Genomic DNA, 15,656 nt, shown 5'->3' with positions numbered 1-15,656 from the left:
CTCAGCGGGCGGATCGGTCAAAACGCCCCCCAGAAGAGTTCGGTACGTGGCGGTTCACCCTGCCCCAGGGTGACCAGCGATTCCCAACAATTCTTGCACTGCGCGACGACGAATACCGAATCCTCGTCCTCGTCGATGATCCGCTCCATGTCCGCCCGCAACCCGGCCAACTGTTCCTCTCCGATGCTCACCACGAACACGGAGTACTGGATTCGATCACCCCACCCCTGCAGAAGCGCGGCGAGTCTCGATCGACGCTTGTCCACGGTGATGTCGTAAGCCACAAGCACCGTCATCGCCATGACATACCCGTCCAATGCGTCTCACCGGTCAGGATCGACTTCGCGAGGCGCTTCGCCTGCCGGTACAGATGGCGTCGAATACTCCCCCGAAATCCAGGGATCGCTCCGGCGGTGACCTGCTGCATGCGCTGCTCGTACGCAGTTACCAGAGCCTCTTTGCCAGCCTTCGTCAGATGCACCCCGGCTTCTCCCACGGCCGGCGCCCCATGAGCGGGCAGGAGGGCCCCACGGCGCGCCGCGGCCAGAACGACCTGATCGATGACCATCGGCCGCAGCTCCTCCATCAGATCCAACCCGAGACCCGGCCGGCGGTCCGAATCAGCGTGCAGCACCCCGAGCCCCGGGTGCAGCCCCGCAGCCGCCAGAGCACCGACACTCTCACCCAACAGCAGCGCGTACCCATACCCGAGGGCGGAATTTGCCACGTCCAGGGGCGGCCGTCGCGACCGCCGCTCGAACCGCAGGTCCACCGGCATCAAAGCACCGTACGCCGGGAAATACGCAGCGGCAGCGGCACCTTCGAGCCCCAGGACCTCATCCCGTGTTAGCGCCTCCGGCAACATCATGCGCATACGCCGCATCGTCGCCAGTGCCGCATCGACGATCTCGACATGCTCCTCGCGGGCGAACCGCTGCAGGACGGTGATCTGATGCGCAATCTTGGTGTCGACCATCTCGCGGGCCAGCGGCAATGTCACCACGGGGTCGGCAGACGCAGCGATCTGCGCCCGCAGACGCGATACCCGCGGCTCCCTCGCGGCCGGTAGATGCTGCCCGAGGTATTGCCCGCGCCGGGACAGGAAGACGACGTCGATCCCCTCCTCCAAAGCCCACGAGCGCGTTCCCGCAGCGACCGTCACCGCACCGAAACACACCACCCGGGAGACAAGATTCTTCGGGACCGACACCAGTTGCTCGTCACTCTTCGACTCGACCACCACGCGGCCCCGCTGGGTGAAGATCCGACTCCCCTGCCGCCCCACGTACAGGATCCGCCGATCGGGAACCTCCACGCGGTGCTGGTCGGTCACCGGAGGATAGCGAGGGCCGAAGTCCTCACCGAGGAAGCAGAACCCGTCATCGAAGCTCATCACCTCGGTCTTGTCGTCACCCAGCTGCATGCCGATTCCTTCCAGCGCGGCAGTCGCCACGCGCTTGGCCTCCCACATCGCGTCACGGGAGCGACCGGCGACGACAAAATCGTCGGCGTAACGGACCACAGGGAACCCGTGATCCATCAGGGCATCATCGAGCGCGACGAGCACGATGTTTGCCAACAATGGCGACAGCGCGGCCCCCTGAGATACCCCCGAGGTCTCGATCAACCCCCGCCCCGTGGCCACGGGGCGCTCACTCAAGGCGCGGATCAGAGCGTCGAGCGAGGAATCCGGCAGCATGGCCAGCAACGCGCGCACCGCCGACTGCCGCGGGATCGTGTCGAAACAGTTGTCGATATCGGCGTGCAGGACCCACCCGAGCCCCTCGTCGCGCAGACGCGCTACCGCCTCCACCGCATCGACCACGCCGATACCCTCGCGATACGCGTATGAAGCGACACCCAGATACCGATCGGCGTATCCACCGACGACCGACAGCACACTGCGCTCGACCACGCGATCCCGTACCGCCGGAATCGCCAACAACCGCTCGGATCCGTCACTCTTCGGTATCGCCACCCGAGTCAGCGGCAACGGCTGATACGTACCACCGACCAGTTCGACGTGGATCGCATCGAGACGATCGGCCGACGACTGCGCGAAACGGGCCACAGCCTCGGACTGAACATCACGGTGCTCGTCCCGCTGCTCGATGTACTCCCACGCCTGTTCGAGACGATCCCGATCAACCGCAGCAGCGAACAGCTCAGTCACCGCGACTCCTCAGGATGATCGTGGTATCGGCCACCGAATGTGCGCACGGCGAAGCGACCTGAGCGGGTGCGGCTGGTCGGGATTGACCCAGGTGGGGATCTTCCACGCGGGTTCGATAAAGGTGAGCGGGACGAGTCTCGACCACGGCTGCTTCTGGTACGTCGGAGCCGTCGATTCGGGGGTGATCTGGAATCGGTACCTGACATTGGCCAGATACCAGCCCAGACAGAATACGACGGTCTTCGGCGCGCGGATGGAAAGAACGACCACGGCATTCGGATAGTCGAGCAGCGTCCGCTGGATCCAGTACCCGATCGCCACGACAACGGCCGATCCCACGACCGGCACGGACTTCGGCGTGTTCGCATCGACGGGGACATTCTCCGCTTCCCCCTCGCCCGGGGCGTTGATGACAAGGACCGTCCGCATCGGCCATTTCGTGTGGACCGGAGATTCGGCTACCGAGTCGGTATTCTCGTCGGGCTGCGGAGCGTCTTCGACACTGTCGGTGGCGATCGCGACCGCGCGGACGATCGCGCACTCCTTCTCGATATCCGTGAGCAGGCCGTCGAGGTCGCCCGGGGCATTCCTGGTGGGCTCGGACAGGTACACAGTCAGGGCCACGGACGTGACATCGTCACGTCTGCTGGGTAGATCCGGGACTCGCCCCCATTCACTTACGGTGCGATGACCATGGTCATCCAGCCCTGTGATCGGCTCGGCATCTCGTTCCCGGTCGAAAGCCCAGGTCCCTGCCGCCAATCCGCGGATCCTCGGCCCGGCGTCCCGATCGAATCGCGGGACACGCGCACCGGTTTTCGGATCGACGTACTCGTCGAATTCGACAACGTGCCGGACGAGGTCCTCGACGGCGCCGATCGAGATCGTGAACTCCTTGTCCTTATCCCGTGTGTGTTGATGGCCCCCAGTGCGACTCGGTTCGGATGCGGACTCGGTGTCCCCCTGCGGAACCGCGGCAACAGGCTGGGAATAGAACTCCTTGAGCAGGGAGCCCGGTCGGGGCATCCACTCGTACCCCACGGCGAGGGCAGCCGGCGCCACCAGGTTCGGTGCGAGGGTGAAGGTCGTGTCCTCGTTGTCGTCGTTCATCGACCGTTCGAGTTCCGAGGAGATCTCACGCGTATGTCTCCGGATATCGATGCGGTTCGGGTCGAACTCGAACCATCGAGTGATCGCGCGATAGTCCGGTGCCGCCCCGCGTTCCGACTCCACGCCTTTGATGTGCAAATCGGGCGCGTCGCTCACCTGTAGGCGAAGGTAGTACAAGGTGCCCCTACCCAGATGAGTCTGGCGATGACGCAGCCCGATGAGCAGCACCAGAACGCCGGCAGCGAGCGCCAACCATCGCAGTGGGTTGGCGGGTACCTCCGTGAGAGCGGAAGACGCGGATCCCGGAGCCGGATTGGGAAACAGATCTTCGACCAGCAACGCCGTGGCCGCCGTCGACAGCGTCGCTCCCATTGCGATCGCGTACGGGTACCGGACGGGAACCATATAGAAGTAGCCGATGACGAACGGTGTGAGACCGACCAGCAAGAGGACTGCCCAGTCCGGTGCACCCATCGCGCGGCTGTGGCCGACGATGTCAACGCGAAGCAGAGCCCAGAGGGCAAACACGCCCGCGAGGGCCACCAACACCCGGCGTTCCCGGGTGGCGAGGCGGAGCCATCGTGTCCGCACGACACCCACCGGGAGCCCGAGAATCCTGACGACCGTCGTGGCAGCATTCCTGACAATCCCGAGGGCTCGGGCAGACCGACTCATGCCGAGACACATCTCGTCGAGCCGGACCGGCGCCGGCAGTCGCAGCTACCATCGTGGGGGATTCGCTCGGACGGAGCCACGTTCATGCCCCGTGCGACCTCGTCGAGGGTGCAGTATTCGTCTTCGATAGCTCGGATGAGAAGGGCGATCTTGCTGCTCGCCGGTCGACCGACGGCCTGGTATTTGTCGCGAACACGCGCGAGGTGTGTGTGCACCGTGGACACGGCAATGAACAAGCGGCGCGCCACATCGTCCTTCGTATCGCACATCAGCCATGTGACAAGGACTTGAACCTCCCGGACACTCAGCGCCGGCGACCTCGGATGCCGGCTCGTAGCAAGCGGAGCCGAGAATGACGTGAGTGTCAGCGGGTCCTCCCGAGATGTCTTCTGGGCGGCGCATTTTTTTCGACGACCGGCACCACAGGAACAGTAGAACAACCATCTCGGGCCTTCCAGACCCCAATTTGGGGGGCAACCACTCGCGCGTGATCACGGGGATGTCGCACGAAGTGAGCCACTGCCAGCACAGCTTGTGCCGATATGCGACACCACCGCTGTCCTGCGATCAATGGACACCATCGGCGATATGACGGCATTACGATGGCGCGCACGGCAGGGGTCGGAAAGGTGCGGGGTGGAATGGCGAACTGGCGGACTCAGGGTGCGCAACTGGCTCGCCCGGCGGCGGGACTGGCAATCGGCGCCTTCGCCGTGACGACAACGGCTTCGTTGCTCCTCGAACGAGCACTCCCACCCGACGATGGGCTCTGGACGTGGAGCAGCGTCATCCTCCTCGGCATCCTGCTCGCCGTCGGCGGATTCCTGGCCCGCGAGTATCGGCAGTTCCGAAGTCGCGCCGGAAAGCTGGCCGACACCATCGAACAGATCGGAACGGCCACCGGCACCCTGTACAGCGTCCATCTGCAACTCAGCGGAGTCTCGGATCTGCACGCCGAAGCGATCCACAACGAGGACAGGCTCGACTACAAGTTCATCGGAGCACGCGTCGAGGATGCCCCCATTCTCGACGTCGCGGTGGAGTGCCACGAGATACACACCGAGCTCGAGCGATCGGTGAATGAGGACACCGATGAGCACGCTTACACAGTCGTTCCGAATCTGATCGCCCCAGCCGGATTGTCGGTCGGTTACCAGTGGTTTCCACGACCACGCACGCTGCTACGCGAAATAGACCAGGGCGCGGCGTCCTTCGAGTTCACCCTCGAAGACGTCAGTGCCCGGGCGCAGAGCCTCGGGCTGACCTCCAAGACGCCCGTGGACAGACGTACCAACCGCACAGACAGTGCGCCGGCGGATCCACCGGACCTAGCCGGAATAGCGGTAGTCGACCGGCGAAACAACCGGTGGAAGACGCCTCCTGCCCATCCCCGCATCGACAACGATGTGCAAGCTGTGCACCTGTCGGTGGTGATCGGTCGCGGGCCCGGTATCGGCGGGGCGGTGACGACGTGGATCCACAACACCGACTCCGAGAACAGCGCCGAATGCGATGTGGTGCGAGTTGTGTCACCCCTGACCGACCCACCGGAGGGAACGGACAGTGGCCGATCCGAATTGCGGGGAGTGGCGGTGGTCCGCCCGGGCGCGGCCGCTGGACCGGGTGAGGTTGCCATCGATAATGCCGTCATCGCCGCCGGCTACTGGATCCAGCGAACAGTGATCGAGTTTCCGAATGCCACGATCTTTCTGATGCTGCGCATCCCGAAGACCGCCACCGTCGCACTCGGTTGGTACCTGGCCACTATTCGACCGGCGATCGGTGATGTCCGAGCCGGGGAGCCGTGGGAGCGGCTCGTACCACTGACCTTCGTGGAAGGGGGTGGGTTGCGTCCCACCCATGCCCATCCGGCCCAACGCCGAGTGCTCGGAGCGGCGAGTGGTGACCCCGCATGACTGATCTGCAGTTGGTCAACCTCACTCCACACCCGTTTGCGCTGTACATCGACGGCCGGCCGGTGATCGTCATCGCGTCGAGCGGCTTCGCGCGCGTAGGAGAGATCCGATCATCCGCGGAACCTCTACGCGTCGCCGGCATCGAGCTTCCCTTGGTGGAATTGGGGTACGCACCGACGGTCACCGACCTGCCGGATCCCCGTGACGGCGTGCGCTACATCGTCTCCCGCATCACCGCGGCGGCCCTCGTCGACCGCGACGATATCGTCTTCCCCGTCGACGAGGTCCGCGGCGAGGATGGGCAGATCGTCGGATGCCGATCACTGGGCTCCTTCGCCCGGAGTTCCGCGTGACAACAGCCGAGCGTTTCGCTCTAGCTCACTGGGTGATACCCGTGATGGGCATCGACCCGCAACGGGTTGCCCTCCCCCATCTGCACGCCGTCGCGGCCGGCTGGCTCGACGAGGGTCTGGACGTCGCGGGCATCTCCGGACACGGGCAGGATGTCAAGCCCTGGTGCGCGCTGCCCATGGCAGACATCGACGGTGTCGCGGTCCTGGGGCTGACAACACTGACCGAGCCTGCGACCGACTTCGTCAACGAACTCGAGCTCTACGGGTCGCCCATCACCCTCGGCGACCAGACGGGACGTGCCATCGGCGACCCGGGCATCGTCGAGGCGCACACCTTCGCGAGCGTCCGGGGCGCTGTCCCGACGCCGGCCCACGTCGTGCACTTCACCACGCCCACCACGTTTCGCAGCGGCCAGCGGTCGAGTCCCATGCCGGACCCGTTCACCATGATCCGTTCCCTGTCGCTGCGTTGGAACCGGCTCTACCCGAACAATCCAATCACCGTTGACACCAGGGACATTCGGTCCATCTGGGTCTCCGACCTGGACGGTCGCAATATCGTGACGACGGTGAAGCAGGCGACGGTCTCCGGATTCGTCGGACGGATTCGGCTGGTCGCCGACACCCCGGCCGCAGCCGCGATCCTGACAACCCTCCTCAACTTCGCGCGGTACGCCGGCGTGGGCAGCTTCACCGCGCGCGGATTCGGTCGGATCGAGTTGGAGGAGACATGGCAATAGCGGCCGCGGTGCAGCTGCGCTACCGACGCGGCCCGCGCCCTCTATTGCCTCCCGGTTGTTGTTGCGACACATACTCACGCAGGTACGGCAGTGCGGGCGCCGCGTTCCTACCCAATGTGGGAAGCGAACGCGGCGCCTCGTTTTGAAAGTTGCGATCGTTGGATACCCACCACCGGTATCCTTCCTGCTGGGGGGCCGTGGCGCCGCCCTCATCGCGCACCCGGGGGTAGTGGACGGAGATGCCGGAGTACCCGAGGACGGCGTCGAGAAACTCTCTGCGAACGGCAGGCAGGGATTGGGCAAGCAGCCTGTCGAACCGATTCACCAGATCCTGCGGGTCCACCGACATCGCTTCGCCGGCAAGTTGAGCGGCTGCGGTACTCAGTGAGCGGTACCGGCCGACGAGGTCCACCTCGGAGTACAGGCGAACCGCACCCCAATTCGCTTCGATCCGTGTTGCACCGAACCCCAGAGGCTTCCCCAATCCGACCACGTAGACGGCGTCCTCCGGAAGGGCCAACAGCCACAGCAACGCTCCCAGCTCCGTTTCACTGAGGTTGTGGACGTACAGGGTCGTTTCGAATGTTGTACCGGCGGGCACCCAGTCCTTGATCGCCGTCGTCACATCCGGCTTGTATCCCCTGGGTGCCACATGCTCGCGATACTGTCGGCGATTGTTGACCGCTACCTGGCTGTGCGAGTCGCGCCCGCCGAAATAGCGTGCAGCCCCTTCCGGGTCGTCCACCAGGTCACCATGCGGCAAATAGAATTTCCTGCCCCGCAGTCGATCCCCTTCCCGGAACGCCGTCGTGGCGGACTTCTCCCCTTTGTCGATAATCGGCTCGCCGCCACCGTCGGCGGCGTAGAAACGATATTGGCTCGGCTTGGGGCCATTGAGGGTGGCCAACGGGAGCGAGCCGCCGGGAACGGGTTCCGGCGGGACCGCCTCGCCGGCTTCCCGGCGTACCACGACAGGCGCTGCCACGCGTAGCTGCCCACGATGGGCGCGCTTGGTGCCGCGGGTCGCCGCAGACCGGCCGCCGGCGGCGGAACCGCCGTCCACCCAACCGAACACCCGTTCCGCCGGAGACAGCTCCTCCCGGCTCGATGCCGGCGCGTGCGCCCCGACCAGATCCGCCGGGGCCGCATCGAATACGTCGCGACCGATCATGGCCGGTGTGATCCGATGAAGTCGATCGGCACTGTCGTAGATCATGTGCAGCGTGCGATCCGGCCGCAACTCCCAGCGATCCTGCGCCACAATGTAGGAGCCCAGCCTGCCGCGGCCGTCGACGTCGTTCTCGTGGGCGGCAGCGTAGGAGGCCAGGACTCCTTCCCATCCCCGGATGAGCTTCTCGTCGAGGTCTTCCTCATACCATTCGGCTTCCGCCAGCGTGGTATCGATCAGCTCGGTGACCACCAGGCGCTCATCGTGCTTCCTCGGGAAGTGCGCACCGGTCCAATGAACGATGCCGCGCACCCGCACCGGCCGGTATCGCTCGACGGTCCAATCGTCATTGGGGGGTGGGCTGGCATGCGACGGCAATTCCTCCCCGCGACGCGCCAGGTCGGAGACGCGCCACAGTGTGAACCCCTTACGGGGGTGGCGCTGTAGGTGAATCCAGGCGTCGACCTGCTGCATGTCGGGATCTCGGAGGTTGCTTCTCCGCGCGAAGGCTTGCCCCAGGTTCGTGGGGAGCCAGACCGCCGGCATCGGGTCCGTGTTGTCGCTGAATCCGACGGGTATCAAGTAGCTCAAGTAGACGGCTACCGCCTCGATCACCTCACCGCGATCATTCTTCGACGCTGTGAGCACGTACCCCGGGAACGATCCCAACGCCGACCGTGCAGCGGACCGCACCGCACCCGGCAGGTTGTGCCGATCATCGAAAACACCGAAACGGGAGTTGGTGATCGCCTCGTACGCGCTGCGCAGCACACCTTTGACGGTGGACCCGCTGAGAATCACCGAGCCATCGCGACCTCGACGAGTGCCGACCTCGCGCGGTTGGTTCGTTCGTTTGGTTCCTCGCGGCTGATCGGGGATCAGCATCGGAGTCCTGGTGGTCAGCGTGATCGGGATGGAACCGGAGTAGCCCTCCTTGGCGATCACCCCGTGATCGGCGGGAACGCCGTCCTTCAGTGCGGCGGGAAGATCCTCGCGGTCGGGAATCGATACGAAGTTGTACGGATTGAGAAAGTTGTCACCCGCGTTGACCTTTCGACGCCTGTGGCCCCCGGCTCCGGGAATTCCTACCATGTCACACCCTCTTGCCGCGTTCGGGCGAACGCTTCTCGATGCCGATATGGCGACGATCAACCACGAACACATTCCCGTGCTCGTCGGTTTCGGTGTATTCCACGCCGGTGAGAACGAGCCAGTCGCCGTCATCGATCGGGTCTCCGAAGGGAACCCAGAGCGGTCCGATGCGGGCGCTGTCGGTACTCACCCATCCGTCGATCTGTGCGCTGCAGTACCCCCACAGCAGGTGCTCGCGAACTCCCGCCAGTAGCCGCACTGATCCCTCGGCGGCCTCCCTGTCGGAGACGATCACCGCTGCGCCCTTACCGAAACCGGAGTGGGTCCATCGGAGCTCTCGCTCGGCTGTGAACAATGTGACCTCGAATGCCGGGCCAAAGTCCGCCGACTCGACACCGCCGGCGTCCCGCTGCTGCCATACCCCGTTCGACCGCGCGACAAACCGTGCCGCAGCTGGACTGTACAGATATCCGGCGGCGGCCCGCCCCGCGGTGGCGTCGTCGAACCAGGCCACGGCCTCCTCGATGGTGGTGGGGGAATCGCGCCGCTCGAGGGAGCGATATCGGCGGGTTGTCGATGGATCAGACATCGGCGTTCTCCGGCCCCTGCGCGGCCGCAGCCTCGGTCGCCACCGTCCACGCCCTGGTGAGACGTTCGAGGAGCTCCGGGTCGTCCAGCACCTCCTGCAGCGACCTTCGGTCCAGGGCAGCAACGGAATCGGTGGTTTCCTTGGCCCGTTCGGACTCCTCCAGTGCGAACATCACTTCGGTGGGGTCGATGCGGACCGACCCGAGGCCCCGAGTGGTGGCGTGGCCGATCGCGAGCCATCCTTCGGCAGCGTCGATCAGCACCAGTATCAGCAATGCGAGCGCGGCGTCGAGATTGGCCCGTTGCCGACGCAGCCGCGCCACATCCAGATCGATGACGATAGGGGTCCACGACGCGTGTGGCTCGATCACGGTGAACAACCGCTTCTCTGCTGCTGCCCCCGTCCACCGATCGATCGAGTTCCGGGTGACAACGTCCAGCCAAATACCCTCATCGGACGCGCTCGGATTGGCTTGGCTCTTGTTGAACGCGTCTATCGCTTTGGCTAGCTCGTTCGCGTCGGCCTGATCCTGTGCTCCCCGAAGGGCTGACCTCCGGTCGTCGGGCAGGGCAACCTCGCCCGCGGCGGCGTCGCGCAGCCGCTCCCACTCGGCCGTACCGGCCAGCCGGACACTGGTGACATCGTGAACGACGAGTGAGCCTTTGCGCCCGCGGGGTCCGGCCTCGGCCGACCGTTCCCTCGCGGTGCCGAACAACTCGGAGATCGCCGGTAGCCCGGCCCCTTCCAACTGTTCGAGGAAGGCGTCCGGCACCGCGGTGATACCGGCAGCCCCCCGGGCGATCCGTTCCGCGTGCGAGCGCAACACTCCCTTGACCGACGATCCGGGGATCACCAGGGCCAGTCTCGTTCTCCAGGACTTCTTGTTGTTCCGATCCCACTGCGTCGCCGTGAGCGGGAAATCATCGGCTGCTGCGCCCTGTTCGGAAACAGAACTCATGACCGGCCCGACGGGACTCCACGGCACCGTGATTCGCAGAGTGCCGCCCGGAAGCTCTCGGCGACCGACTGTCATGGCCGCGTAGCTGCCCGACTCCAGTGCGTCCCGCAGCGTGTCTCTCCGAAGGGTGTGTGTACGTATCTGCCAGCCTTCGACGAGCGTGATTCTGCCGAGTCCCCGCGTCACCCCGGCTCCCACGGCGAAGCCGTCGCCGGCAAGGTTCCGGAGGATGCGTCCGAGCATGTCCGTGATTGCCTCGGGCTTCTCCGACGGCTCGGTATCGGATCCTTCGATATCGAGGCGGAATCGGAATCGGGTGCCCTTGGGCACAAGCCGTCGGCTGAACAGGTGGCGCTCCGCCGGTCCTCCGGTCTGCCGGTCGATGGAACTGCTGGTGCGAATGTCGAGATTCGCCGGCGTCACCGGCGGTCCATCCACCCACGCGTCGTAAACGGTGATGCGACTGGCCCGTTCGAGCGTTCCCCAGAGCGTCTTGGACGTTCCGTCCGGCGCCGCACCGGCCTCGTCGACGTCGATGAGACTACGGATCACGCCGGCCAGCGACGTGCCCGGTATCGTCACGCGCCCCAGCCCGTCGACGAACTGGTTGGCGTCGACGTCGAGTCCGTCGGTATCGGCTCCCACGTGCACTGCCGACGTGGCCATCAGCGTGCCGCTCACGCGGTAGATGGTCGTCGTCATCGCCGCCCTCCCTCGAGCGTCTTCGCGGCCTGCCCGATCGCGATCCGGAGAAGCACTTGCACGGCACGGATATCGGACACCGACCGAAGAACCTCCAGGTCCCTATCCGGGGTGTTCGGAAAGAGGGCACTCCACACCGGATTTCGGACGGTACTGTCCTGTGGGTCGAGGAGGGCGGCCAATTCCGGTTTCACCTTCGCCCATGGGTCACCTTTCACCTTCGTATGCCGCCAGGCCCGAAACCGCTGCAATCCACCGTCGGCGTCGAATCCGTCGACGAGGGTGCGTAGGACGTAGAGCTGCGTGCGGTCGACACCCCGCGGCAGGTACCTGTCGACCGCTCCCCTCACCGCCAACACGGCGGCCGACTCGATACGCGCCATCGCCGCCGTCTCGATGAGGCGCCGACCGACCGAATCGACCGCGGGCACAGCTACCGGGCCTGCCGCACCGTTGCCTCGTGTGCCGGCTTTGGCAAGCTTCGGCTCGTCGGGAAGCACGTCCGGGTTGATCAGGATCCGCCCGAAGCCCTCGACGGTGCGCAGGCCGATCGGTGTCGATTCGAACCGCCGCTGCTCGTCGGGAAGGATCTCGCGGTCGGCCGTGAAGTAGATCGTCGAGCCGGCGGCCAGGCCTTCGAGGCTCGGTCGTGGCAGGCCCCACCTGGCCTGCCACGAGTCGATTCGCACCGTCCGAACCACGCAGCCGAACCGAATCCGGTCGCCCGTGAAGTCGCTGCGCACCGGCTCGAGGGTGATCCCGCCCAGCAGGCCCTCGAGTGCCCTGGCGAGGCCGACGACGCTCACGTCGGGTCCACCGTCGTCACGGAGCAGAATCACGTGGGACGCCAGCAGGACACCGAACTCACGGCCCGCGGGAATCGTTTCGGCAGGCGGCGACGAGATCGGGGTCTCCACCGTGACGTCTATCGAGCCGTAGTCATCCTTGGACGAACGCCCGATACGTAGGTCGCCGGCACGAAACGCGGTGTTCGGCAGAGTCTTCCCCGCGGGCAGCCACACCTGGGCGCGGAAGACGGTACCGGGTGCGAGAGCGTCGGTGACGAATAGGTTGTCCGGACCCTGGTCGTCGTCATCGACGACGGCATGCAGCCGCTGTACGAGAGCAGGCTTCGTGAACCGCACCACGCCATCGTCATCAGCCGCGACATAGTTTCCCATCAGCGCGCCGAGCTTGGGATCACCGATATGCGGTACACAGAGGTTGCGGGCATCCTTGGTCATCTTGTGTTCCGTCAACGCCAACGGCCAGGGAAACGTCCGTCGACCATCGATGTCCGGCGTGGCCTCGGTGACGACGATGTGCCCGTTGCGGACCAGGTCGTTGGACCCGAGTTCCCGGAGCACCAAAGGCAGCAACACCGACCCGGGAATCGCGAGGGCGGACTCCACAAGATTGGCAGTCGTAAGCGCACCGACGATCGTGGGCTCCACGATCTGCACAACCAGGTCGTGCGCGTGAACGAGTTCGGTTGCTCCACCGACGGACTCGCCATCACCGGCCGCGGTATGCGACGAGTCGACCCGCCGCGGGGGCGGAACCGGAAGCGCTTCTTCGGCTTCGATCCGCTCCAGGAGTGTATCGAGATGCGACTCGTCGATCTCTGCGAAAGTGACCACACATTCGCCCGCGCCGCGTCGACGCCCACCGCCGACCGACCGCACCAGCCGGGCGGCGGCACCGAGGAGGAACCGTGCCGGCCACAGATCCGCCTCCGCGTCGGCGTCCACGGCCCATACGGCGGAAACGGATACGCCTGCCCGGGCACGTTCCTCGAACCGAACATGGTCCCCCATGGCGGTTCCGGTGGTCCGGTCGATCCGCACACCCGCCCGGACGATCGTCGCGGCCCGTGCGATCTCGGTCCCGGTCAGCAGGCCGCTCCCGCTTTGCGCGAGATTCGCCGGTTCCGTGGAAAGCCGCAGGGGCGCCGTTATCAGCGCCGCGGGTACCGGAACCGCACGGGAACGCCCTCGACCGGAGTCGTCTGCCGGCTGGCTGCCGAATACATACTCGAGCCAGGTATGCCACTCGCCTCCGGCCGTACCGTCGAGAGCGTCCGCGAGTTGTTCCGCACGGTGCCGCAGAACACCGGTCAGCGACTTTGCCGGCAGATAGGGCAATCCCGTGTGCGGATCGGTGACCACCGCGGTGTCCACACGTGTGGATCGCGAATATCCTGTCGAGACGCGCCAGTCGGACAAGAAGGCGACCGTGACGTTCAGCTCGATGCTCATGAGCCACCTCCCCGCACAGCCTCGGCCGTATGGTCGTCGCTGTTGCCGTGTTCGGTGCCGCGCATGACGTCGGCCAAGTCGATCGCGGTCACAATGTCGGTGGTGACAACGTTGATGGTCCCACTATCGGTGGCAGCCGCTTGCTCTGCCACACGAAGCTGCGCCACGAGGTTATCGAGCTCCTCCTGCAGCAGGTCGGGGAGCCGCACACCCTGATACGCGTGCCGCGCCTGCGCCGACTCGATCGCCGAGCGCACCTGTCGCACATCGCCGCTACCGACCTCGGTCAGAGCATCCCGGATCAACTGAATCCGGCCGCGGGGAAGTGCCCGCTCACCGGTGTCCTCGTCCGTCGCGTTCAGTTCTCGAATGAGCAGGCGCACGTGATCCACCGCCGACAGCGCAAATGGGGAACCGTCAACGTCCAAGGCTCGGCTCTTGAAGCTGTAGATGTCGCGGCTGGGGTCGCCGACCGAGATGGTGCGCTGGCGTTTGATATCGCCAAGGTCGCGAACTGTGGACTCACGCAACACGATCGCATCGATGATGCTGGTATCGCGTGATCGTTCTTTCGCGGCTTTCTCCAACTGTCCCGCAAGATGAAACCCGTGGGTGAAGGGGTGGTGCGGTTTGGTGAAGGCGAGCCCGACCGCCAGGGACAAGGATCCCGGAACGGTGATCTCATGCTTGTGCAGTTCGGCCAGTGCGTCGGTAAAGACCTGGCCGAGCGAACCGGACGCGAGGCGGGTGAAGTTCTGCGCGAGCAGGACGGCGAAGTCGAAAGCGATCGCCCCGGAAACGGCGAGCGCGAAGTCGTCACCACCCACGACGATCGGCAGGATCGTATTGGCGAACTCTTTCGGGCTCCGTGCCCAGCGCTCGGTGGGCTCGTCCGCTGCCACCCCGTCGATACCCGCATCCGAAGCGAACGATCCGTCCAGGTGTACGCCGCGGACGGTGTGCAGGAGCGCTTGCCAGGAGACCTCGTCGAGTGACCTGCTGAGAGCATTCTCCTTGGCGATGAAGTCGCGGCCGGTGTAGATATGCCGCAGGTTGGTGAAGATCGTCCCGAGGCCGTTTCCGTCGGCATGGAGAACGCCGACCCAGCCATTGTCGGACAGGCCCTTCTTCATGTTCGGCAGATCCAGGATCAGCTGACGAACCACCGTCCAGGCGTCGGGGTCGAGCGTCTTCAGCGTCTCGATCATTCGCCGGCGCGCCTCGGTGGCTCTGCGGAAGAGGTAGTCGACGGAGGCCGAACGAGCTTGGCGCTCCGCGGTCGGGTCCTCCGAGGTTTCAACCTCACGCACGATCGCCGGACGCGGGGTATAGGCGCACGGCTCGTGGAACGGCAGCGTCGCGTCTCGGTGCTGCGGCCCCAGCCGTCGGAGGCGATGCTGTTCGCGACCCAGCTCCGCCAAGTGGAAGACCGTACCTGCGTCGGATAAGTCGTCCGCGAGCCGCTCACTGACGTAACCCCATACGTCGAGTCCGCTGTTGTCCTCGATGACCTCGCGGGTCAGAATCTCGATGATGTCGATGCCCGCCTGCTTCGTCGGAACGAGCAGGACGGCCTTGCCGGACGTTTCGACCACATGCCCGACGCGGGGGCACCCATCGGACTGTGCATCCGGGGCATCGAGGAATTTCCGGAGCTCGCGGTCCGGCACACGGTCGTATCCCGCCGATTCGATCGCCTTGCGGACACGTTCACACCCCAGGGACCAGATCGCAGCGGACGCCGCAACCTGCAGACGCTGCTTATTGCTCGAGAAGATGTACGGCTGCTTCGAACCAACCTCAATGATCGTCCAGTGCAAAGGTTCCCCCGCATCGACGGCAGATAGCAAAGACTAACCATAATTCGAATGGTCGGCTCGATCTATCCATCGTTCGATTGATACCGCAGGTCACCGTTCCTC

At 65.2% G+C, this 15,656-nt stretch carries 12 protein-coding genes; 3 read left to right on the top strand and 9 right to left on the bottom strand.

Going from position 1 to position 15,656, the window contains the following annotated elements:
* Positions 1–17: 17 nt before the first annotated feature.
* The 4 genes from cas2 to MB1_RS26825 form a co-directional block, all read right to left on the bottom strand.
* On the bottom strand, positions 18–296 hold the full coding sequence (gene cas2, locus MB1_RS15650; protein ID WP_245650212.1) for a CRISPR-associated endonuclease Cas2: 279 nt from the start codon (positions 294–296) through the stop codon (positions 18–20).
* Positions 293–2,173 carry a CRISPR-associated endonuclease Cas1 gene (cas1, locus tag MB1_RS15645; protein WP_066909103.1) on the bottom strand — a complete coding sequence of 627 codons (1,881 nt, stop codon included), beginning with the start codon at positions 2,171–2,173 and terminating at the stop codon, positions 293–295. Before cas1 ends, cas2 begins: the two co-directional genes overlap by 4 nt.
* Positions 2,174–2,182: 9 nt before the next feature.
* Positions 2,183–3,832 carry a hypothetical protein gene (locus MB1_RS15640; protein ID WP_157084102.1) on the bottom strand — a complete coding sequence of 550 codons (1,650 nt, stop codon included), beginning with the start codon at positions 3,830–3,832 and terminating at the stop codon, positions 2,183–2,185.
* 122 nt (positions 3,833–3,954) lie between these two features.
* The gene (locus MB1_RS26825) at positions 3,955–4,398 is read right to left on the bottom strand and encodes a LuxR C-terminal-related transcriptional regulator (RefSeq protein WP_169801678.1); all 444 of its coding nucleotides are present in this window, start codon (positions 4,396–4,398) and stop codon (positions 3,955–3,957) included.
* Positions 4,399–4,599: 201 nt separating this feature from the next.
* On the opposite strand from MB1_RS26825, the gene MB1_RS15635 reads away from it, so the two are divergent.
* From MB1_RS15635 to cas6, 3 genes are read left to right on the top strand one after another with little or no spacing between them, the layout of a single operon-like run.
* Complete coding sequence (locus tag MB1_RS15635) at positions 4,600–5,874, top strand: hypothetical protein (protein WP_066909097.1); 1,275 nt, start codon at positions 4,600–4,602, stop codon at positions 5,872–5,874.
* The gene (locus MB1_RS15630; protein ID WP_066909094.1) at positions 5,871–6,227 is read left to right on the top strand and encodes a hypothetical protein; all 357 of its coding nucleotides are present in this window, start codon (positions 5,871–5,873) and stop codon (positions 6,225–6,227) included. Before MB1_RS15635 ends, MB1_RS15630 begins: the two co-directional genes overlap by 4 nt.
* Before the next feature lie 44 nt (positions 6,228–6,271).
* Complete coding sequence (gene cas6, locus MB1_RS15625; protein WP_066909091.1) at positions 6,272–6,967, top strand: CRISPR system precrRNA processing endoribonuclease RAMP protein Cas6; 696 nt, start codon at positions 6,272–6,274, stop codon at positions 6,965–6,967.
* A 19-nt stretch (positions 6,968–6,986) separates the two neighbouring features.
* Here the strand turns inward: cas6 and MB1_RS15620 are convergent, their stop codons facing one another.
* The 5 genes from MB1_RS15620 to MB1_RS15600 are packed head-to-tail and all read right to left on the bottom strand — an operon-like array spanning position 6,987 to position 15,584.
* Positions 6,987–9,227, bottom strand: coding sequence for a TIGR03986 family type III CRISPR-associated RAMP protein (locus MB1_RS15620; protein ID WP_066909088.1), 2,241 nt, complete (start codon positions 9,225–9,227; stop codon positions 6,987–6,989).
* Position 9,228: 1 nt separating this feature from the next.
* On the bottom strand, positions 9,229–9,816 hold the full coding sequence (gene csx19 / locus MB1_RS26585) for a type III-D CRISPR-associated protein Csx19 (protein WP_245650211.1): 588 nt from the start codon (positions 9,814–9,816) through the stop codon (positions 9,229–9,231).
* Positions 9,809–11,476: an RAMP superfamily CRISPR-associated protein gene (locus MB1_RS15610; RefSeq protein WP_066909082.1), complete on the bottom strand. Its 1,668-nt coding sequence runs from the start codon at positions 11,474–11,476 to the stop codon at positions 9,809–9,811. Before MB1_RS15610 ends, csx19 begins: the two co-directional genes overlap by 8 nt.
* Entirely contained in the window at positions 11,473–13,734 is a 2,262-nt protein-coding gene (locus tag MB1_RS15605) for an RAMP superfamily CRISPR-associated protein (protein WP_066909079.1), read from the bottom strand. Before MB1_RS15605 ends, MB1_RS15610 begins: the two co-directional genes overlap by 4 nt.
* Positions 13,731–15,584, bottom strand: coding sequence for a Cas10/Cmr2 second palm domain-containing protein (locus MB1_RS15600; protein ID WP_157084101.1), 1,854 nt, complete (start codon positions 15,582–15,584; stop codon positions 13,731–13,733). The genes MB1_RS15605 and MB1_RS15600 overlap by 4 nt, the downstream gene beginning before the upstream one ends.
* Between the last annotated feature and the right edge of the window lie 72 nt (positions 15,585–15,656).

The sequence above is a fragment of the Millisia brevis NBRC 105863 genome (assembly GCF_001552615.1).
Lineage (GTDB): Bacteria > Actinomycetota > Actinomycetes > Mycobacteriales > Mycobacteriaceae > Millisia > Millisia brevis.
Note: the sequence above shows the minus strand (reverse complement) of the source record. Positions and strands in the feature narration are given on the sequence as shown.